The sequence below is a fragment of the Bacteriovorax sp. BAL6_X genome (assembly GCF_000443995.1).
Classification (GTDB): Bacteria; Bdellovibrionota; Bacteriovoracia; order Bacteriovoracales; family Bacteriovoracaceae; genus Halobacteriovorax_A.
The window spans coordinates 578,006-597,821 of the sequence record NZ_AUMC01000010.1; the positions used below are offsets into that span (position 1 = coordinate 578,006).

The following is a 19,816-nucleotide window of genomic DNA, read 5'->3' on the forward strand; positions in this document are numbered from 1 at the left end:
CTTGATTTCCCTAAGATTGAGGTATGGACTTTCTTTTAAAATCGCCAAGCAAGTATATGCGCAATTTTATTTCCATGAATCATCTCAATTTCTCGACTTTCACTAACTCTTTGTTTTATAAGCTCTTTCTCTAGTTCAATGAGATTCTCTTTTTGAGAGATGAGAGTGGTAAACCAGCGACATTGATCCTTAAACTCAATACTCTCTTGAATCATATTTGTCACAAAGGCCTTTTCACCACCTTCGCACCAAAGCTCATTCGTAACACCACCGAAAGTCGATTTTGTAGAAGGTTTATGCCCTTTTTTAGCTTTATTTGCATTTAAGTTCTTAATCTTTGTGGCCCTTTCTTTATCTGCCTCTTCTTGTGATGAGTAGAAAGGAGGGTTACACATCGTAAAATCAAATTTTTCATCACTCTTAATTAGGTCAATAAAGATATGATTTGTTGATTTTTGAAAACGTGCTTTAATATTCTTCTTAAAATTTGCATTCGATTTAAGGATTGAGTTGGCATGATTTATGGCATCAGAGCTTATATCACTACCAACAAATTTCCAACCATAGATACTATTACCAAGTATAGGATAGATGCAGCTTGTTCCCGTACCAATATCAAGTCCCTTGATCTTTGGGCCAACTGGAATTTTTGTACTATTGTCTTCAGCTAAAAGATCGGCAATATAATGAATATAATCAACACGTCCGGGGATTGGTGGAACTAGGTTTCCTTTGGGAACACTCCAATTTTCAACTTTGTAGTAATGAGCTAATAGGGCCTGATTCAAGCATAGAACTGCTTCTGTATCAGAGAAGTTTACACTCAGATTGCCATATTGGTTTTCTTTTACAAAAGCGGCCAGAGATGGGAATGATTTAATCAAGGCCTCAAAGTCATACCCATTGTTGTGAAGATTTCTGTGATGTAATGCTTTATTTTCATTTTTCATTCTATATTTTTAACATATTTTTAGTTCTTTATAAGAAAAAAGGGATTAGCGAAGAAAATACACTGTGTTCACCTGCTTGTAGAAAAGAAATTTTTACTATTTATTTGTTGGAGTTTTTTATGAAATAGAGTGATGATTGAAAAAATATCTCTTGGAGGTAGATATGCATCGATCATGGGTTGTTGTCGCAAGTAAGTCTAATGCACGTATTTATGAACGGCAAAAAAGAAATAGTCTAAAATTAATCAAGTCTTTTGAGAACCCAAAAATAAAGCTTAAAGAAGGGGAAGTCGATTCTGATCGACACGGCTCAATGGCAAATAGTAATGGCCATGGGTATCAATCATTTACTCCGAGAAAAACTAACAAGAAGCATCGTGAGGAAATGTTTGCTAAAGAGATAAATCAATTCCTCAATCAAAATCATAATAAGAATAGCTTTGATGATTTAATTATTGTTGCTGAAAACTCATTTTTAGGAGTCATTCGAAATAACTTAAATAGTAAGTTGAATAAGCATGTAAGTAACTTTTTGAATAAAGACCTTGGGAACTTACCCGATAGTGAGATTGAAAAAATTATGGCCGCTTAGTGGTTTATAATAGTCTTAAGTTGTAAAACATAAGGGCCTTAAGTGGCCCTTTTTTTATATTGAGATTTCTCTTACCAATTTAGATTTATTGACTTTAGAAACTATTGTTAAAATTGTTAACATAAGTGTGAATTCTTTGTTTGGTACCTATATTTCAACAATTCCAAGTGTTAAATTTAAAAAAACAACAAGGGATTAATTATGAAAAGTCTTATCTTAGGTTTCAGTGTTCTTTTGTCAATATCAGCTTTTGCATCTGAGACAAGGACTCAAGAAGTAGAAAAAGAAAAGGTTAGTAAGCAGGCCTCGGCAAAGGATTGTGATAAAAAGAATGAAGCGGGAATCAAAGAATACCGTAATGAATTCTTCGGGAAGTAAGAAGGTAGAATCTTTTTGTTTAGGGATCGCTAGTTAAATACGTATCGTTTTCGATGAAAAAAAATGAGTAAAACTATACATAGTATTCCTACTAAAGCACCGATTGGTTGCGCTTGCTCTTTTGAAAGATTCACTCCTATAGGAGCAGTTAGGATATATGATATTGTAACTGATGTTCCGACAATTGCAGGTATGCTCGCAACCCAATGAATGGCCTTTCGATCAAAAAGATACTTTGTTGCTAGCCACAGCACACTCGTTGATAAGAGCATATTTGAAAACGCAAAGTATCGCCAAATTAAAGAGAAGTCGATCTTTGTCATAAAGTAGGCAATGGTTAAAATTGGGATCGAGACTAAGAGTCGATTCTTTATACTTTGGTGGATATTAAAGGCATCAATTATTGTAAGCCTTAGTGAACGAAAGGCCGTATCTCCAGAAGTTATTGGAAAGATCGCTACTGCGAGAACCGCCATGACTCCACCTAGTGCTCCTAGATAAGTTGAAGAAATTTGCTTTACTACTAGTCCAGGCCCTCCTTGAGCGATGACTGCCTTTAACTGGACATAGCCTTCGGGAAAAGCTGAGATTCCTGCTAGTGCCCAAACACAGGCTACAACCCCCTCTGCTAGCATAGCACCATAATAAACAGGCCTGACATATTTTTCATTTTTAAGACATCTCGCAATAATTGGTGCTTGCGTTGAATGAAAACCACTGATGGCACCGCAAGTGATCGTAACAAATAGTAGTGGCCATACGGGTGGCCCATTAGGGTCGCGATTTAATAATTCATAGTTAAGATGAGAATGTGAAAAATAAGCAAAGACATTTTCTATCTTAGGTAGCATTGGTGCATGAAGTATCAAGGAAATGGCCACTAAAACTGTCATAACAACCATTAAGAGACCAAATAGTGGGTAGAACTTTGTTATGATTTTATCGATTGGAAGAAGAGTTGCAAGTAGGTAATAGGCAAGAATAACTAGAACCCAAAAATTATTACTTGCAAATATTGTATCTTTAAAGGCGTCAAGATTACTAATTAAACCCGCTGGACTCATTATAAAGACTACACCGACAAAGAAGAGGAGCATCGCTGTAAAGAGTAACATGATTGCCTTGAAGTATTGATTTAGGTAGTGACCAGCAATTTCAGGTAAGCTCTTTCCATCTTCTTTAATGCTTAGAACTCCTGAGTAGAAATCATGAACAGAGCCACCAATGATATTCCCTAGTACGATCCACACGAGTGCAATAGGTCCATAGATTGCTCCAAGTATTGGCCCGAAAATTGGTCCCACCCCGGCGATATTTAAGAATTGAATGAGAAAGGCCTTAGTAGGTGACACCTCAACATAGTCAACGCCATCTTCGAAATTTGTCACGGGGGTATTTTTGCTTGGATCAATTCCTGCTTGTTTCTCGACAAAGGGACTATAAAAGATATAAGCGAGGGCCAACATCACAAGACAGATGAGAAAAATAATCATTTAACACTTCCAAGGTTAAAAAATTCAATTCTTAATTATAAGGGGATAAACAGATGTCATTGGTTAATTCTAAAAGTAAAATTTCTTGAAATTTATGTTAAACTCCCAGCTAAGGAAGTTATAATGAATGAATTTATCTATTTTGATTACCTCGGAACATTTGCATTTGCTGTTACTGGAGCGTCTGTAGGGGGAAAGTCGAAGCTTGATCTCTTTGGCATGCTATTTTTAGCATTTCTAACGGCAGTTGGAGGAGGTACTGTTCGAGACCTCATAATTGATGAACCTGTTTTTTGGACACAGAATACGACTTATCTCTATATTATTATTTTTTCGACGCTATCAATATTTTTTATGCGGAAATTTTATGAGCGCCAAAGCTCTCTCTTACTATTCCTCGATACTCTGGGGCTTGGTTTTTTTGTCGTTATCGGTACTCAAAAGACATTGTTACTTGGATTTAATAATGAAACTTCTCTTCTTATGGGAGTCATAACTGCTGTACTTGGTGGGATCTTACGTTCAGCCTTCAGTGGAGAACTTTCTATACTTTACCAAAAAGAGTTATATGCAACAGTGGCCGCAATTTCATCTCTCGTTTTTATTCTTATGTCTGACGTTGACCTTGAGCCAATTTATCCTGCAATAACCGTTATCGTAACGACTTTTATTCTAAGGTATGGCGCTATAAAACTAGGTTTAAAGCTGCCAACAATGAAAGAGTAAAGCTAGTTCCACTTTGGATAGTAACCAATTGCTTCATGTACGTAGTAGTCATGTGTAGGAATAATAATAAATCCTTTTTCTTGCATATCTTTCACTATTTTAATTTTCTTATTTGCCTCTTCTTTATTTGTATCAACAAGCTTAGATGAAATGAATGGTTTGTTTTGAATAGGAGTGAGCTGTCTTGTTGTCCATATAGCATCACCAACAAAGAAGTATTTCTTATGAGCTCCATTTAGAATGAGACCAAGAGATCCATGAGTATGTCCAAATAGTGGAACGATAACGACCTTCTTATCTCCAAAGACATCATAATACTTTTCAAAACCAAGATAGCTTTCTTGTTTCCATTTGAATGGTTTTGTCTTTGTTCTTTTAAACTGAGAAGGAAATATTCTATTAGCAATAGGATGCTCAATTTCTGCCATTTCTTCAGGGCTTACTAGAGTTGTCGTCGAAGAAAAATCAACGAGGCCACTAGCATGGTCCCAGTGAGCATGGGATAAAATGATATTTTCAATTTTGTATTTACCTTTAAGTTGCAATTTTATTGATTCAAGCTTTTTATAAGCAAAGAGTGGCCTTGCCCACCAAGACATGTCTTCGTTGAACTGTTGGTCGACTTCATCTCCTAAACCTGTTTCAAAAAGAACATACTTTCCCTTGTTTTCAATAATAAAACCTACATGATTAACCATCATTGTTTTAAAGAGACTGCCTTTCTCGTATATTAATGCTTCGAGTGTTTTTGCTGTTCCTGTTTGTAGAATTGAAAAACGAGGGCCTTCGTTTGCTGCAAATATACTTAGTGTAAATAGAAGTGTGATTAGAGATTTCACTTGTTTTCCTTTTTCTTATCGGTTTAGACTAGTATAAACCTTAAACTATAGTTTAAGGTCAAGTTCTGGAGAGAAAATGAAGATTGGTGATTTATCTAAGCAAACAGGGATACCTTCATCAGCAATACGCTATTATGAGAAGGTAGAGTTACTCGTTCCAAGAAGAAGTGAAAATGGCTACCGAGTCTATCCTGAAGAGGCGGTTGATCTATTAAAGCTTATTATACAGGCAAAGGAGTTGGGATTCTCTTTAGCAGAAATTAAGACGATGGCAAATGTACTAGCAACAAGAAATCCGAATGGACGTCTTAGAAAGCAGCTAAATGATAAACTGACTCAACTTGACAATCAAATTAAGGTGATTAGAAAGTTTCAAAAAAACATTAGAGGACTTCTGGAGTCTAATTGTCCTCTTTAAAGATACTCTTTAGCTTGTTCTTGTTGGAGAGAAAGTCTGTCAGAGTGTAGGCATTCAACGCTTCGTAGAATTGATTTTGAGCGATCATGAGAGCGCTTTTTAATTTACACGCTGGACTAATGATACAGTCACCAGCACTACCGAAGCATTCCACTAGGGGAGAGTCTTCTTCAAGTGCACGTACTAAGTTGCCAATGATAATTTCATCTGGAGTACTCGATAGAGTGATGCCTCCACCTTTTCCTTTATACGAGTCAATGATTCCCATTGATGATAGATTATGAACAACCTTTACTAAGTGATTTCGAGAAATCTTGTACTTATCAGCAATTTCGGCCACAGTAGAGCGCTCGTCGCCCTTTATGGCGATATATATAAGTACTCTTAGGCTGTAATCTGTAAAACTGGACAAACGCATATTAATTTCCTGTTTACTTTAATACCATTTAAGTCTAGCATATATAATATGTATTTTAGATATATATTAAGGGAGTAGCATGTCAAAATTATTTGAAAAAATTGGTGGTAGAGATGCTGTTAATGCAGCAGTTGATGTTTTCTATAATAGAGTTTTAGCAGATACACGTATTAAGCACTTCTTTGAAGGAATTGATATGGCCGCTCAAAGAAGAAAGCAGATCATGTTTCTAACATATGCTTTTGGTGGACCAAATACATATGACGGAAAAGGGATGAGAGAAGCACACGAGGCACTGGTTGCTCAAGGACTAAGTGATGAGCATTTTGATGCCGTTGTTGAAAATCTTGGTGCTACTTTACAAGAATTGGGTGTGGCAGATGAACTAATACAAGAAGCAGCAGCAATTGCTGAGTCGACTAGGCTTGATGTACTTCTTAAATAGGTAGAGAGCAGATGGGGTTACAGGCACTTTTTTCAATAGGATTTAGGCCATTCTTTATCATGGCCGGATTAATTGCGGCACTTAATCCCATTATTTGGGTTCTTACTTACATGGGACACTTTGAGGTTCCTGTTATTAACTTAAGTTCTCTCTTTTGGCATTCTCACGAAATGCTCTTTGGGTTCACTGGTGCTTTAATTGCTGGGTTTCTTCTTACTGCTAGTGCTAATTGGACGGGGTCAAAACCATATCAAGGAAGACCACTCGTTATATTAGTTATATTGTGGCTCATTGAGCGCTTGTCATATTTCTTTCCTCTACCTGAAGTAGTATTGCTAATTTCTTTAAATCTTTTCTTTCCAGCAGTTCTGTTGATGCTTTTTAAAAAGTTGCAAAATTTTCCAAAACAAAAATATGTTTTTATTCCAATGTTATTTGGTTTCACAATCTCTAGTTTTTTACATACTTGGGGAAGCCTATATTCTGAAGAGGCTTTTGCTGATTATGGAAGGGATATTGCGATTGGTTTAATACGTTTCATTATTTTATTAATAGCTGGCAGAGTCATTCCATTTTTTACTAGAGCTAAAATTCCAGATGTTAAGATTGATATTCCTAATTGGCTTAATCTCTTAAGTTTGGGCTCTGTTTTACTTCTTTCTTTCTTTTGGGATTCAATGAACCCGTCAGTAGCGTATATTTCAATTCTTATAATTGCAATTACCTCGAATCTTTTTAGACAGAGCCTATGGCGTCCTCTAACAACGACAAGTATTCCTATTTTATTTATTCTTCATGTTGGAATTGGTTTTATAAATTTAGAACTGATTTTAAGATTGGTTGGAGTTTTCTATGTTCGTGTTAATCAGACAAATGCAGCACTACATATGTTATTGGCAGGAGGACTCGCCGTTGTTGCTATTGGAATAATGACTCGTGTATCTCTGGGGCATACAGGTCGAAATATTATTGCGGATTCATGGACAAAGGTTTCTTATCTATTCATTATAGCTGGTGCGCTAGTTCGTTCTATAACTCCTATGATTGCATCACAATACTACTTAGTTAGTTTGTATTTTGCAGTGGCATTGTGGTGTTCTGGCTTTTTTATCTTTGTTTTGAAGTACTTTGTTATTTTAACTTCAAAGAGACCCGATGCTAAAGAGTATTAACTGGCTTCTCTCGTTTCAATAATCTCTTCTTCTTTCTCTTTTTCTTCTTTTTTTATTCCTGCCAACTTTTGAATGGCCTCTTTTCTTTCATTATCACCAATGTCAGCCGTCCTGATACTTATTTCACTTAACATATCCGCTCTTCCATAAAGAATGGCCGTATCTCCAGGAGTGATGACATAGTCTTTTGAGGGAAGGCCTAGGTATTCACCATTTGCAACTTGAACTCCTAGTACGATAAGGCCTTCTCTTGGTAGAGAGAGCTCTCGAATATTCTTATTGGCAAACCAGTGTTTATCGGAAATATAGACCTCGCCAATACCAAAGCGGTCTCCTAAATGAAGTAAATTTGCGTAGTCTACAAGCTCGACATCAGAGAGTTTATTGAGATATTTTTTTAACTTTAAATTAAGCCATTTATTAAAGAATTTACTCTGAGTTACATAAATAATTATTGAAAATAAGAAGACTGCAATAGCGAATCGACTCAGGCCCTGAACTGTCGTATCAATATTTACAAATGATAAAATGGCCGTTGAGATGACGGAGATGATTCCTACATTACTAATTGTCATAAGAAAACTTAGAACGCGTCTTCTGAGAGGGTGGTTGACAAGACTTTCTGACTCACTAGTGGTATATCCGGTTCCGGTTAGAGCTGACTTTGCTTGAAATCTTGCAACCTCATCACTTAGGCCAGTTAAAACCAGGATTTTTGTTGCTACTTTCACGACGGTAATAGATGTAAATAGTATGATTGTTAACGTTAGTAGGGCCAGCATGATAAACTCCGCTTTCCATTATAGAGAAAAAACAGCTAAACTTATCTATAAATGAACTTAAATATACTTAAGGAAGTCTATGAATCATCTCAAACTAAAATCGATAATACTTTGTTTGATTACATTTTCATCTTGGGCAAGTTGTCCAGATCTTGCAGGTACTTGGAAAGGAATGTGTGATCGCGATGGCATTATTAAGATGGAACAATTGCATGTTCGACAAGAAAGTTGTGAGCATATCAACTTCTATGGAATGGATTATAGAATTGGTAAGCCTTATAGTGAGCAGTATGAAAATAAATTTGAAAAGACATTTAATGTTCATAATCTCTATTGGGGGGCCGGTAAGCAAAGCCTCTATTTTAATGTTGATCGAGTTCAGTGGATGAAGGATCGCAATCAGACTTCTAACGCTCAAGGGGTAGGAATACTTAAGGTCGAAGGTGACGAAATGGATTATTTACGAGTTTATAGTGGACGTAGTCGAGATGGACATTATTTTAAAAAGTCGAGAAAGTGTAGTTTTACTCGTATTTAAAAGTGGTGAGAAGAAATATGAATATTAAAGACCTTTTAAATATTGGAAATGAAATCGAAGCTCTAAAGCCTGGAGTAGATGAATTTTCAAAGATATGTACTGACTTTCTCATCAAGTCAAAATTTAATTTTGAACTTGAAGAGATAGAGTCGTTCATCGCAAACTGGAGTTTAGAGCATGAGACTCTTCCGGAGCAAGTCAATGTTTACAATGGCTTCGGACAGCCACCTGTAACTCTATTTAATAATGGACAATTTGTCGTAGACCTCTATTTTTGGCAGACTTTAGACACTTCTATTCACTCACATTCATTCTGTGGCGCTTTTCAAGTTGTAGCAGGAGAGTCAAGACATGAAGTGTTTAAGGTTCATAAGAAAGAAGAATTCTTCCCTGATATTTACACAAGTGAAATTGAATGTATTTTAGATGAAACTCTTGTTAAGGGTGATATTCGTGAAATAAAAAGGGGACTGGAGTTTTCTCATCGCGTGCTTCATGAACAAAACCCTACTGTGACTCTTTGTATACGCACTGTAAATGATAAGGGCCCACAGTGGCATCATTTTGATAATGGGCTTAGTATACAAAAACGATCTCCAGAAGCTTGTGATATAAAACGATTATCAATTTATGACTATCTATTAACACGTCAACCGCAGCAAGGCTTAGTATACCTTGAAAAACTTATGGATTCTTTCTCTCCTAGCCTTATTATGAATCTTTATGAGCAACTCTCATATGATCAAATGGGCCTTACGGAAGAAGGTGTTGAAGTCTTTTTTGATAAGGTCGTCGAGCGATTTGGAGAAACACCATGGTTTAAGGTGTATATGGATTTTTTTAATTAATGCCTTTTCGTGCTTGATTGTAATGATTAAGTACGGAAAGCTTGGGCTCATATTCTACGTCCATTAAAGTTGAATTAATAAAGTAGTCAGCACTTGTTTGATTACATGCCATGGGAATATTATAGAGGGTTGCTATTCTTAATAAGGCCTTAATGTCTGGATCGTGTGCCATCGACTCTAGTGGATCCCAAAAAAAGATCAACATATCAACGCTGCCTTCAACAATAGCTGTACCTATTTGAAAGTCCCCACCGATTGGACCACTTAGGTACTTATGAATATTGATTCCTAGTTTTTCCTCTAAAAGTCTTCCCGTAGTCCCTGTAGCACAAAGGTTGTAGTTGAGGAGTTTATCTTTGTGTTCCAGAGTCCATTGGATAAGGTCATTCTTTCTACTGTCATGGGCCACAAGGGCGATAGTCTTTTTCTTCATAGTATTATTCTATTCTCACACTTTATTTAAGTAAAGTTAACTTAGTGATCATTAATAGAGTGTTTTCCGAGTTATTCCATGCTAAAAGCTCCTATTAGTTTAAAAAAGTGAGATAGAAGTGAAGAAGACGTTTAATTTAGTAGATGAAAAGCGCGCACCAGAGAGAGTCGCGGATAAGATAAAATTTGAAGTTAAGAAGTATATTAAAAGAGAGCGCAAGAAGGAACTTCCTGAAGATGCTGACTTTTGGGACTTTGACTGTCGCATTGGTACTTCGCAAGAGACAGCTAAAGAGGTTCATGAGAAAGAGATCAATAAGAATATCGATCTAATGGTTAGTGATAAAGCTGAATCTTTTTATCTTGAAATTTTGGCAAAACAGGCCCGCCGTACACGTCGTACAAAATAGTAAGAAAATATGTTCCAGGAACCATTATTGGTTCCTGGAGATGTCAGGAGTTTTGCCAAAGAGCAATTTACGCGACTTGAGGTCCACGTAAGTTTCTTGCTAATCTATTGCTAAATCTGTCTCTTTTCCATTTAAGTAATTGCTCATCAATTGCTTCTTCTAAAAGTAAAAATACTTGAAGTGGTGTATGAGCAACTTTCTTAGCATGAAAATTTTTCGAAAATGATTTGATACTTAATTGACCAATGTAATTAGTTTCATGCTTTTTAAATGTTAGCTTATAATGGCTATGAATAGGGCAGCGATCCATAAGCCCATCTAATCGTGACCTTATTTTCTGGTATTGTTTGGGGCCCAATTCTATGCCGAAGTCATAAAATAGTGTTTTTGAAAAACTACATGATTTTGTTTTCTTTAACATAAAGTCTCCTTGATACGGTTAATAGTAAAAAAGATTCTTTAGAGGTCGAAAAAATAATGATTTACCTCTCGTGTTAGAAAATGGTAGCAAAAATATTGGTGTCAATACTAGCTAGGAATTTTTTTTCTTACGGCCAAACTAATATATTAGTTTCCTGAAATATTGGGAAAGAGAACTAGTTGATGAGTGCTTATAATTTCTGAGCGGCCTTGATTAGCTTTTCATTAAAGATTTTAATATGTTCTCTTTGATACTCCCATTGGTGTAAATAAAGTGAAACACTAAAGTTTTTAGAAGGATTTAGTTGTACAAATTTTCTCTTTTTCATTTCTCTCTCCATATCGATAAAAGGCAGAAGTCCATAGCCGTATCCTCCAAGGATCGCTTTTTTAAAGCTTGAAACAGATGGCATGAGGTTCATCTTTGTAAGCTTATCGACTTTAAAGTTTTCTCTTAGATAAGTGTGTTGGGCCTTATCGTACTTATCAAAGACGACGAGAGGAGCTTCTGAAAGAGTTTTCTTGTTCACACCTTCACTAAAGTACTCTTTGTAAAACTTCTTTGAACAAACTAAGGAGTAGACCATATCTCCAAGATGAGTTGATGTATGGTTAGGAAGTGGTTTCTTCTCCGAACTAATACACATATCAACTTGACCACTCTTTAAGTATTTGAGTGTATTGTCTTGGTCATCCGCTATAATTTGTAACGTTAGAACTTGTGAGACCTTATTGTCTGTTAAGACATCGTGAAAGAATAGATCGAGGCTATCTCGATTCATGGCTATTTTCAATGTTGGCTTTGCCTTTTTGATGTCATCATCTTCTAATATTTCGTTTTCTAGACTAGTTACTTTTCTAAGTAGGTTTAAGTATGACTTTCCCTTCTCAGTTGCACGATAGGGAGCCTTTCTAATCAGTAACTTTGTCCCTAGAAAGGATTCGAAATTTTGTATTCTCTGAGTTACTGCTGACTGTGAAATCCCAATGGCCTTAGAGGCAAGCTCAAAGCTTTGATATTCAATGACCGCCTGTAAGGCCCTAAGTGCATGGTAATCAATCATTATTTACCTCTATAAGTATTTCTAATTAATAATTAAGAAGATTAATTTAACTTATATCATGTTTTGCATTAAATTACGCCTCAGGAGCAGGTTTTATGGAATTTTTTACTCAAGGTTTTTTATTGCAGGCAAGTCTCATTCTAGCATTAGGTGCACAGAACCTATTTCTTATTGATATTGGGACAAAAAAGAAGAATCATTATTTAGCGGCAGCTATTTGTTCTGTCTGTGATATGGCACTGATCCTTTTGGCCGTTCTTGGTGTCTCGGGAATGTTAGTGAAAACTGTTGAGTTTAAAGTTGGGATAGGGCTTCTAGGTGCTTCGTTCTTACTTTACTACGCAGTAATGAAACTTATTGACTCTGTAAGAGGTGTTAAGGAAGCTCAAGAGAATAAGAAATTTGCTCTTTCTCGTCGTATCGTTATTTTAACGACTTTAAGTTTTACGCTTTTAAACCCACATGTTTATATCGATGCCTTCTTTCTAATTGGTGGCTACTCAACTCGCTTTGATCTTGTTCAGGATCGTTTTCTATTCGGTCTAGGAGCAGGTGTCTTCTCAATTGTATGGTTCTACTTTCTTGTTACATTCTCTTCTAAGTTCTCTCATATCTTAACAAAAGAGAAGAATCTAAGACTTTCATCACTCGCAACAGCTATTGTTCTTGGATATCTTGCACATAAGCTTGGAAGTGAGTCAGTAACTGAGTTTATCCAATTAATGTCTTAGGGTGGTTTCAACTCCCTCTACTTCACTAGTAATCGCTCTTGTAAAAGCTTCTTTATTATTCTAAAACTAATTTCCGTTATTGGTCTTAAGCATTCAGCTTAGGCTTAAAATAATCATCGACCAGGAGGTAACTGTGACAAATTTAACTGTAAGTTTAGTTAGAGCTTCTTGGAGTTCAAGAAAATAAATTCTTCAAAAGCTATTTTATTATTTCATAATTAAAAGAGAATTTTAATGACATTAAAACAATGTGAAGTGCGTCCTTTTGCCTTGGCCGAATTGGATACCTATAACCTCGAGGGTTTTAGGATTGGCAAAAATAGCGCTCTTAGTTCGATCGAAGAGGATCTGTTAGATGATCTTAACGATTTAAATAGTATGGAGACAAAGCTTGCTAGGCACAAGCTTTTTAAGGTTGATAAAGCAACAGTTGATGACTATGAAGAGTCTTTGATTGACTTAGGTGATGGAAGAAAGGTCATTTGCGGTATTCGCCATTACGGGCGAGATCCAAATCTACCTTTTATAAATCTAATCCCTAATTTTTGCCTTTCTTCAAAGAGTGAAGTCTTAAGAGTCTATGAGTTAATTAAAGATCGCTTTAAGATCTTTTCACCGAAGTTTTTAAGCTTCCATAGTTCGATGCGTATGGATGTTGATTGGATTGGAGTTATTTATATGGCCACCTTAGCAGAGAGAATTCGTAAGCTTAGGCCATGGAGTGAAGAAGAGGGATTAGAACTTATTAATATTAGCAATGACTCGTACTATGATTGGTATGTGGAAGTTTACCAGCAGTTTAACCGTAAGTATCCTGAGATGGCCAAAGACGTTAAGGCCAATAGTAAGGAGCTAATGAATGAGTCATTAGATCAGAACCTTTTAAAATATGCTTACTATAAAGGGGAGCGTATAGGACTAATTGCTGCTGTTAAAAATAAGACCCTTGGTCATGATGACTTCTACTTCAATGAAATCCTTATAATAAAGAAATTTAAAGGGATGGGGTTTGCAAAGGCCATTCAAAGAAAGTTTATTCATGAAAATACTATGGGGCATGAACTCGTTTGGGGAACGATATTTGATATGAATAAAGCTTCTCTAAAAACGGCGATGTCTAATAATAGAATACCTATTCGATACGAATGCTTTATTAATCTAGACTAAAAACTAGGGCCTTAATTGGCCCTATATTATTTCTGAAAGTAATTTTAAAGAATGTATTTTCTTTTCAATATCAAAGATAGAAGTCACAACCATAAGCTCATCAGGTCTGTAGCGATCAATGAATTGTTCAAGTCCTTTCTTTACTGTCTCCTTTGAGCCGATAAAAGAAAAGTGGAGCATATGCTTGGCCATCATTGCTTCATCATGACTCCAATAAGAATTGATATCTTCTATTGGAGCTTGAAATTTCTTTTTAAGTCCACGACGAAGATTAGCAAAAGACTGCTTTTGGCTTGTTGCTAGAAACTGGGCCTCCTCATCTGTGTCGGCAATAATGATATTTACACCTAACATGACGTAAGGCCTTTCTTGTTGTGCTGAAGGCTCAAAGCCTGCATGGTATAGCGATAATGCTTCTTGAATTGCGTCGGGCGCAAAGTGAGAGGCAAAGGCATATGGCAATCCAAGATGGGCCGCTAACTGTGCACCGAAAGTACTTGATCCCAAAATCCATAGAGGTACTTGTGATCCTAGTCCTGGAGTGGCAACAATTGGATCACTTGCACTTTCAGTTGAAAGGTAGCGTTGAAGCTCCACTATATCTTTTGGAAAGTTATTTGAGCTCTGAGCGGTTGTCCTTAAAGCCTGTATTGTCATTTGGTCAGTACCTGGAGCGCGCCCAAGACCTAGATCAATTCGGCCAGGGTAGAGTGCTTCTAATGTTCCAAATTGCTCAGCAATTACAAGCGGAGAGTGGTTGGGAAGCATAATTCCTCCCGCTCCAATTCGAATAGTTTTTGTCTGACTTGCTAATAGTCCAATTACAACTGAGGTTGCTGCACTGGCAATGGCCGGCATATTGTGATGCTCAGCTACCCAAATACGGTTATAGCCAAATTCTTCAGCTGCTTGTGCACTACGAACTGAATTATCAAATGCATCCTTAAGCTCTTGTCCTTCATTCACAAAAACTAAGTCGAGTAGTGATAACTTAGGAGTCATGATAAATCCTTTAATGTTGGGTAGTCTGTATATCCAACATGATCAGGGCCATAAAAAGTTTCAAAGACTGGCTCATTTAAAGGAGCATCTTTTGCTAGCCTTACAACAAGGTCAGGGTTTGCTATAAAAGGAACTCCAAATGAAATGGCATCGGCTATTTTATCCTCTAGTGCTTTTTCTGCAGTTATCTTAGTAAATTTTTGATTGGCAATAAGAACACCATCATACTTCTCTTTCAGCTTTGGAAAAAGACTATCGTTATCTAATGGATCGCGAGTAAAGATAAATGCAATCTTTCTCTTATTTAATTCCTCTACCACATGGCCAAAAAGTGCCAAGGGGTTAGAGTCACCCATGTCGTGGCTATCGCAACGAGGAGCAAGATGAACGCCGACGCGATCAGCGCCCCATACTTCAATGAGTTGGTCTGTAATTTCAAGCAAGAATCTTGTACGGTTTTCAATACTCCCTCCATATATATCATCTCTCTTATTTGTTGAGTCTTGTAAGAATTGGTCAATGAGATAGCCATTTGCCGCGTGAATTTCTACACCATCAAAGCCTGCTTCCATTGCGTTGATTGCAGCTTGGCGATAGTTTTTTACAATTGCCTTAACTTCTTCAGTTTCAAGTGCTCGGGGAACTTCATAGTTGGTAATTGGACGAACTAGCGAAACATGACCTTCTGGCCTGATCGCACTTGGGGCCACTGGAGATTGTCCATTTAGGAAGCTAGAGTGAGAAATTCTTCCCACATGCCAAAGTTGCATAAAAATCTTTGAACCTTTAGCGTGGACTGCATTTGTGATCTTGTGCCAACCTTCAATTTGTTCTTGTGACCAAATTCCTGGTGTGTTGGCATAGCCTACCGCCGATGGGGTAATGGCCGTTGCCTCAGTGAGAATCATTCCTGCATCCGCACGTTGTTCATAGTATTTGACCATGAGCTCATTTGGTACTCGGTCTGCACCAGCTCTAGCACGAGTTAGAGGGGCCATAATAATTCTATTTTTCAGCTCAGTACTTCCAAGCTTTATAGGTGTAAATAAATTCGTACTCATTCGAGACTCCTTTAGTTTGATATTTATCAAACAATAGGCCTGCCCTTGATAAAAATCAAGTCTTTTGTTAGAATTTTATCTAACTATGAATGATTGCACACAAGTACCATTAGATAAGATATTTAAATCACTAGGGGATCCCATCCGAATGAGTGTGATTAAACAGCTTATTGCCTATGAAGAAGAGCACGGACACAAGGAGATTACTTGTGGAGGCTTCGATTATTGTGTGAACAAGGCCACTTTCTCTCATCATATTAAGATTTTGATTGAGGCCCATATCATTTGCCAGAGAACAGAAGGTGTGAAGAAGTACTTATTTCTTAACCCCAATATAAAGAAGCTCTATCCTGGCGTGATTGAAACAATTAAACAAAGTTGCATAGAAAATACATAAAGAATAAACTTACTTGTAATTAGACACAGGTCGTTGTATCTTCTCCCAAATTAGGTTTGCTATAGTTCAATTCCTTTACTCGGTTCTGTCTATTTTTAATCTTATATTATTATAAAACGACAGAATTGTAGGGAAACCTTAGTGAACGAAGAGCTTGAAATAGCACCAATACCATTAAAAGATCTTATTAAAAATCCACGTACTTTCATGAGAACTAGTAACCATCCTCTTGAGCATGCAAAGAACTTGGATCGAACTCTTGGCTTTCGTATTCCTAAGATTGAGGGTAAGCTCTTACAGAAGTATAAGGCATATTATAAGCAAAATGATGGCAACAAAGGAAAGCAGCATTTCCAAGGCACACAGACTTGGATAGGATTGCATCCACAAGTTCTTCAAACTTCTTATAATGATATATTTGAAGTACTTTATCTTTTAAAAGATTTTGATATTTCGAAGGTCGTTGATATTGGCGCTGGCTATGGCCGGGTAGGTATTGTGATGAGCTCTGTCTTTCCTGAGGCACGCTTTATTGGCTTTGAAATTTTAAAGCAAAGGGAAAGTGAGGGGAACCGCCTCTTTGAAAAGCTTGATCTTGTTAACTGTGAGATCCTATTAGAGGATGTCCTGGAAGATGATTTTATTCTTCCAAAGGCGCAGTTGTACTTTATCTATGACTTTAGCGAGATCGAAGATATTTCAAAGATATTAGATGAGCTCGTTTCACGCATAGATGAAGATGAATTCTTTCTTGTCACAAGAGGTGATAGAATAAACTTCTTACTAGAAAGAAAGTATAAACAATTTTGGAAGGCCAATGGCGTTTTAAGCTCTGGCGAATTAAAAATATATAGTTCTAACGTAGACCTAAAGAAACTTAAACATAAGGAGTAAGTATGAAAACAGGTAAAGTTAAGTTTTTTAATGATGAGAAAGGTTTTGGATTTATCGTTCCTGACGATGGAAGCAAAGATCTTTTCGTACACATTTCAGCAGTAAACGGAAACACTCTAAGTGAAAACGATGCAGTTGAATTTGAAGTAGGTGAAGGGCAAAAAGGTCCTTGTGCTGTTTCAGTAAGCCTTCTTTCTTAATTTTAAGATTGATGCATAGTACCTTTTAAGGAAGTGAAGAATTTCAGCTCCTTAGAAGGTACGCCTTCTTGTAAAGAGTATCTATTTATAAGAATACCTAATACCCCCTATAAGATTTAATAAATTTTTCATTGTGTTCATGTATTTTAGTCGATACTCTCTTTGCATGAAAATCACACACATCACAACAACTTTTCTAATTCTCATCGCAAACTCGATCTTCGCATCAACTTGTGATCAAACACAATTCTATTCACGACTTTCAAAAGATGCATCTGGGTACGAGTTTAAATCTGAACTTTCTTCACTATTGAGAAGGACTCACCGTGGTATCTCGTATGATGACCTTCTTAAGGCGTATCGTAGTACAGATCTTGATACTACTTACGATGGTGATCGCACGATTATGGATATGTACTCTGAAAATCCAAATGGAAGAGATCCTTATCGTTATCAACCAGGTCGCAGAACTTGTGGCCAGTACAAGGGAGAAGGCGATTGCTATAATAGAGAACACTTATTTCCTCAAGGCCTCTTTAATAAGAGACGCCCAATGAAGACAGATATCTTTCATGTTTATCCTACTGATGGCAAGGTAAATGGATACCGTGGGTCTTATCCTTTTGGAGAAGTTGGTGACGCATCATGGACTTCTAGGAACGGATCTAAGGTTGGAAGAAGTGCGACAAGTGGTTACCGTGGCCGTGTCTTTGAACCAATCGATGAATTTAAAGGCGATATTGCAAGAGCAATGCTTTACTTTGCAGTTCGCTATGAAGCTGAGATTCCAAGATTTAAAAATAATCCAATGACTAATGGGTCACGTGAACAAACTTATAGTTCTTGGTTTATAAGACTACTTCTAAAGTGGCATAAGCAAGATCCTGTAAGTGAACACGAAAGAAGAAGAAATGATATTGCATGTGAATATCAAAAGAACCGTAACCCTTTCATCGATCACCCTGAGTGGGCGATGGCCATTTGGGAGGTTCAATAGATGTTTAGAATTCTTATTACAATTATTCTAACATTTATTTTTCTCGTTCCGTTCTTCTCCACTCCTGTTGGGGAAGAACTCTACCTCGAATATCAAGACACTGATCTCTACAAATCAATCTATTGCCAATATGTTGAATGGTTTGGCGCTGAAGGATTTGATAAAATTAAATTTGCAGTTAAGTGTCAGCTATTAAAGTAATTTCCTTGTTTAAATTTTAGTTACTAACTTTCAGCTACTTAGATCATTTAGCTTGAGTCTTACGTTCTGCTGTGGCATATTCTAGATTATACGTCTAGACAAGTTGTCTACAGAATGGAGTGATCGTGAAACAGGATTCAAAAGAGGCCATTTTTGAGGGTGTCTTAGAGCTTTTAAATGAAGAGGCCATCTTAGATATATCAGTTTCTAAACTAAAGAAGCACACCGGGCTTTCTACTGGAACTTTTTATTATCACTTCCCTGGTGGCATAGAAGATATTTATAAGTCCCTTTTCATAAAGCTTTCAGCTAAGGTTAGAAATAGGGCCTTTGTCGCTGCTAGTAATGCCAAGTCGATAGAACAAACTTTAAATGATTTAGTTTGCATTTATTTTGGTTGGCATAAGCATGAAGTTAGGGAGAGTGACTTCTTTTGGAAGGCGACAATGTCTGGCTTCCAAGAAATTCGTGAACTGTTAGTTAGTGAGTATGAAATTTTATCGACAAAAATTTATGAAGTCCTCAAAAAACAAGCAGAACTTGAAAATACTAAAATTGTAGATCGCCATATTCTCGATGCTATTTTATTTGGTGCGGCCAGAGAGTTAGTTCACTCGTGGATCGGCCGTGGTAGGGATGAGGAAGAATATGATCTTTTAAAGGAACAATTTATAAAGACGCTAAATCGAGCCTGTGTCATTGGTAGCTATAGTGAAATACAATAATAACTTCTTTAAGCATTTCGATCATCGTGACAAGAAATACGTGATTCGAAGTGTGAGTGAGAAAGATCAAGAGAAGTTGATCGAAGCTTTTAAGATGGCCTCTCATCGTACGTTAAGCAATCGTTTTCTAGCGGCAAAAAAAAGTCTCTCAAAGAAGGACTTAGAGTTGTTCACATGTCCTGATTATATCAATCATGTGGCCTTGACAATTATGCAAGAAAGTGAGGAAGGGGAGCTTCCTGTAGGCTCGACAAGATTCTACCGTGACTCAGATAATTCACCGAGTGCCGAGTTCGCTGTTACTGTGATTGATAAATATCATCGCATGGGTTTTGGTGGAATTTTAATTGATCATTTAATTGAGGCAGCTAAAGAGCGCAATATAAAAGAAATATATGGAACGGCCAGTACTGGAAATCATGGAGTACTAGGGCTTTTAAAAAGCCGCGGTGAAGTCGTCATTGAGCCGGAAACAATGGGAATTGTGAATATAAGATTAAAGCTATAAGAAAAGGA

The 19,816-nt window shown here is 36.8% G+C and carries 28 protein-coding genes; 18 read left to right on the forward strand and 10 right to left on the reverse strand.

Annotated elements, in window-relative coordinates; translation table 11 throughout:
* Positions 1–35: 35 nt before the first annotated feature.
* Positions 36–950: a 23S rRNA (adenine(1618)-N(6))-methyltransferase RlmF gene (gene rlmF, locus M902_RS13420; RefSeq protein WP_021268675.1), complete on the reverse strand. Its 915-nt coding sequence runs from the start codon at positions 948–950 to the stop codon at positions 36–38.
* Positions 951–1,113: 163 nt separating this feature from the next.
* Between rlmF and M902_RS13425 the strand changes: the two genes are divergently transcribed.
* A complete protein-coding gene (locus M902_RS13425; protein WP_021268242.1) occupies positions 1,114–1,542 on the forward strand; it encodes a host attachment protein in 429 nt (142 codons plus the stop codon).
* 201 nt (positions 1,543–1,743) lie between these two features.
* Positions 1,744–1,920 carry a hypothetical protein gene (locus M902_RS16550; RefSeq protein WP_021268313.1) on the forward strand — a complete coding sequence of 59 codons (177 nt, stop codon included), beginning with the start codon at positions 1,744–1,746 and terminating at the stop codon, positions 1,918–1,920.
* 29 nt (positions 1,921–1,949) lie between these two features.
* Here M902_RS16550 and M902_RS13430 read toward each other — a convergent pair whose 3' ends face one another.
* Positions 1,950–3,413 (reverse strand): carbon starvation protein A, encoded by a 1,464-nt coding sequence (locus M902_RS13430; RefSeq protein ID WP_021267937.1) that lies wholly within the window; start codon positions 3,411–3,413, stop codon positions 1,950–1,952.
* Positions 3,414–3,536: 123 nt separating this feature from the next.
* Between M902_RS13430 and M902_RS13435 the strand changes: the two genes are divergently transcribed.
* Positions 3,537–4,139, forward strand: coding sequence for a trimeric intracellular cation channel family protein (locus tag M902_RS13435; RefSeq protein ID WP_021267795.1), 603 nt, complete (start codon positions 3,537–3,539; stop codon positions 4,137–4,139).
* Between the two features lie 2 nt (positions 4,140–4,141).
* On the opposite strand, the gene M902_RS13440 is transcribed toward M902_RS13435, so the two are convergent.
* The gene (locus M902_RS13440) at positions 4,142–4,978 is read right to left on the reverse strand and encodes an MBL fold metallo-hydrolase (RefSeq protein ID WP_021268678.1); all 837 of its coding nucleotides are present in this window, start codon (positions 4,976–4,978) and stop codon (positions 4,142–4,144) included.
* Between the two features lie 76 nt (positions 4,979–5,054).
* Here M902_RS13440 and M902_RS13445 point away from each other — a divergent pair, with 76 nt between their 5' ends.
* Entirely contained in the window at positions 5,055–5,396 is a 342-nt protein-coding gene (locus M902_RS13445; RefSeq protein ID WP_021268398.1) for a MerR family transcriptional regulator, read from the forward strand.
* Here the strand turns inward: M902_RS13445 and M902_RS13450 are convergent.
* Positions 5,380–5,814 (reverse strand): Rrf2 family transcriptional regulator, encoded by a 435-nt coding sequence (locus M902_RS13450; protein WP_021268538.1) that lies wholly within the window; start codon positions 5,812–5,814, stop codon positions 5,380–5,382. The two genes, M902_RS13445 and M902_RS13450, sit on opposite strands and share 17 nt — an antisense overlap.
* Before the next feature lie 79 nt (positions 5,815–5,893).
* Here M902_RS13450 and M902_RS13455 point away from each other — a divergent pair, with 79 nt between their 5' ends.
* Positions 5,894–6,259, forward strand: a complete 366-nt coding sequence (locus tag M902_RS13455; protein WP_021268201.1) for a group 1 truncated hemoglobin — start codon at positions 5,894–5,896, stop codon at positions 6,257–6,259.
* An 11-nt stretch (positions 6,260–6,270) separates the two neighbouring features.
* Positions 6,271–7,431, forward strand: a complete 1,161-nt coding sequence (locus tag M902_RS13460; protein ID WP_021267823.1) for an NnrS family protein — start codon at positions 6,271–6,273, stop codon at positions 7,429–7,431.
* Here the strand turns inward: M902_RS13460 and M902_RS13465 are convergent.
* Positions 7,428–8,213, reverse strand: a complete 786-nt coding sequence (locus M902_RS13465) for a TrkA C-terminal domain-containing protein (RefSeq protein ID WP_021268715.1) — start codon at positions 8,211–8,213, stop codon at positions 7,428–7,430. The genes M902_RS13460 and M902_RS13465 overlap by 4 nt on opposite strands.
* A 79-nt stretch (positions 8,214–8,292) precedes the next feature.
* Between M902_RS13465 and M902_RS13470 the strand changes: the two genes are divergently transcribed.
* Both M902_RS13470 and M902_RS13475 read left to right on the forward strand, forming a co-directional pair.
* Positions 8,293–8,751, forward strand: coding sequence for a hypothetical protein (locus M902_RS13470; RefSeq protein WP_021267891.1), 459 nt, complete (start codon positions 8,293–8,295; stop codon positions 8,749–8,751).
* A 17-nt stretch (positions 8,752–8,768) separates the two neighbouring features.
* On the forward strand, positions 8,769–9,599 hold the full coding sequence (locus M902_RS13475; protein ID WP_021268471.1) for a hypothetical protein: 831 nt from the start codon (positions 8,769–8,771) through the stop codon (positions 9,597–9,599).
* Here M902_RS13475 and M902_RS13480 read toward each other — a convergent pair.
* Entirely contained in the window at positions 9,592–10,032 is a 441-nt protein-coding gene (locus M902_RS13480; protein WP_021267883.1) for a methylglyoxal synthase, read from the reverse strand. The two genes, M902_RS13475 and M902_RS13480, sit on opposite strands and share 8 nt — an antisense overlap.
* A 118-nt stretch (positions 10,033–10,150) precedes the next feature.
* On the opposite strand from M902_RS13480, the gene M902_RS13485 reads away from it, so the two are divergent.
* A complete protein-coding gene (locus M902_RS13485) occupies positions 10,151–10,441 on the forward strand; it encodes a DUF6172 family protein (RefSeq protein ID WP_021268334.1) in 291 nt (96 codons plus the stop codon).
* A gap of 67 nt (positions 10,442–10,508) precedes the next feature.
* On the opposite strand, the gene M902_RS13490 is transcribed toward M902_RS13485, so the two are convergent.
* A complete protein-coding gene (locus M902_RS13490; protein ID WP_021268186.1) occupies positions 10,509–10,862 on the reverse strand; it encodes a hypothetical protein in 354 nt (117 codons plus the stop codon).
* 190 nt (positions 10,863–11,052) lie between these two features.
* Positions 11,053–11,925: an ArgP/LysG family DNA-binding transcriptional regulator gene (locus M902_RS13495; protein WP_021268259.1), complete on the reverse strand. Its 873-nt coding sequence runs from the start codon at positions 11,923–11,925 to the stop codon at positions 11,053–11,055.
* 95 nt (positions 11,926–12,020) lie between these two features.
* Here M902_RS13495 and M902_RS13500 point away from each other — a divergent pair, with 95 nt between their 5' ends.
* Both M902_RS13500 and M902_RS13505 read left to right on the forward strand, forming a co-directional pair.
* On the forward strand, positions 12,021–12,656 hold the full coding sequence (locus M902_RS13500) for a LysE/ArgO family amino acid transporter (RefSeq protein ID WP_021267836.1): 636 nt from the start codon (positions 12,021–12,023) through the stop codon (positions 12,654–12,656).
* 234 nt (positions 12,657–12,890) lie between these two features.
* Positions 12,891–13,823: a hypothetical protein gene (locus M902_RS13505; protein WP_021268505.1), complete on the forward strand. Its 933-nt coding sequence runs from the start codon at positions 12,891–12,893 to the stop codon at positions 13,821–13,823.
* A gap of 21 nt (positions 13,824–13,844) precedes the next feature.
* On the opposite strand, the gene M902_RS13510 is transcribed toward M902_RS13505, so the two are convergent.
* Together M902_RS13510 and M902_RS13515 are read right to left on the reverse strand one after the other, a co-directional pair.
* Complete coding sequence (locus M902_RS13510) at positions 13,845–14,825, reverse strand: LLM class flavin-dependent oxidoreductase (protein ID WP_021268382.1); 981 nt, start codon at positions 14,823–14,825, stop codon at positions 13,845–13,847.
* Positions 14,822–15,886: an alkene reductase gene (locus M902_RS13515; RefSeq protein ID WP_021268461.1), complete on the reverse strand. Its 1,065-nt coding sequence runs from the start codon at positions 15,884–15,886 to the stop codon at positions 14,822–14,824. The genes M902_RS13510 and M902_RS13515 overlap by 4 nt, the downstream gene beginning before the upstream one ends.
* An 85-nt stretch (positions 15,887–15,971) precedes the next feature.
* On the opposite strand from M902_RS13515, the gene M902_RS13520 reads away from it, so the two are divergent.
* The 7 genes from M902_RS13520 (at position 15,972) to M902_RS13550 (ending at position 19,808) form a co-directional block, all read left to right on the forward strand.
* Complete coding sequence (locus M902_RS13520) at positions 15,972–16,283, forward strand: helix-turn-helix transcriptional regulator (RefSeq protein WP_156979880.1); 312 nt, start codon at positions 15,972–15,974, stop codon at positions 16,281–16,283.
* A gap of 141 nt (positions 16,284–16,424) precedes the next feature.
* Positions 16,425–17,177, forward strand: coding sequence for a class I SAM-dependent methyltransferase (locus tag M902_RS13525; RefSeq protein ID WP_021268115.1), 753 nt, complete (start codon positions 16,425–16,427; stop codon positions 17,175–17,177).
* 2 nt (positions 17,178–17,179) lie between these two features.
* Positions 17,180–17,377, forward strand: a complete 198-nt coding sequence (locus M902_RS13530; protein ID WP_021268020.1) for a cold-shock protein — start codon at positions 17,180–17,182, stop codon at positions 17,375–17,377.
* A 166-nt stretch (positions 17,378–17,543) separates the two neighbouring features.
* Entirely contained in the window at positions 17,544–18,374 is an 831-nt protein-coding gene (locus M902_RS13535) for an endonuclease (protein ID WP_021267839.1), read from the forward strand.
* On the forward strand, positions 18,375–18,575 hold the full coding sequence (locus M902_RS13540; protein WP_021268695.1) for a hypothetical protein: 201 nt from the start codon (positions 18,375–18,377) through the stop codon (positions 18,573–18,575).
* Positions 18,576–18,700: 125 nt separating this feature from the next.
* The gene (locus M902_RS13545) at positions 18,701–19,300 is read left to right on the forward strand and encodes a TetR/AcrR family transcriptional regulator (protein WP_021268257.1); all 600 of its coding nucleotides are present in this window, start codon (positions 18,701–18,703) and stop codon (positions 19,298–19,300) included.
* Positions 19,287–19,808 carry a GNAT family N-acetyltransferase gene (locus tag M902_RS13550; RefSeq protein ID WP_021268613.1) on the forward strand — a complete coding sequence of 174 codons (522 nt, stop codon included), beginning with the start codon at positions 19,287–19,289 and terminating at the stop codon, positions 19,806–19,808. The genes M902_RS13545 and M902_RS13550 overlap by 14 nt, the downstream gene beginning before the upstream one ends.
* The last annotated feature ends 8 nt before the right edge of the window (positions 19,809–19,816 follow it).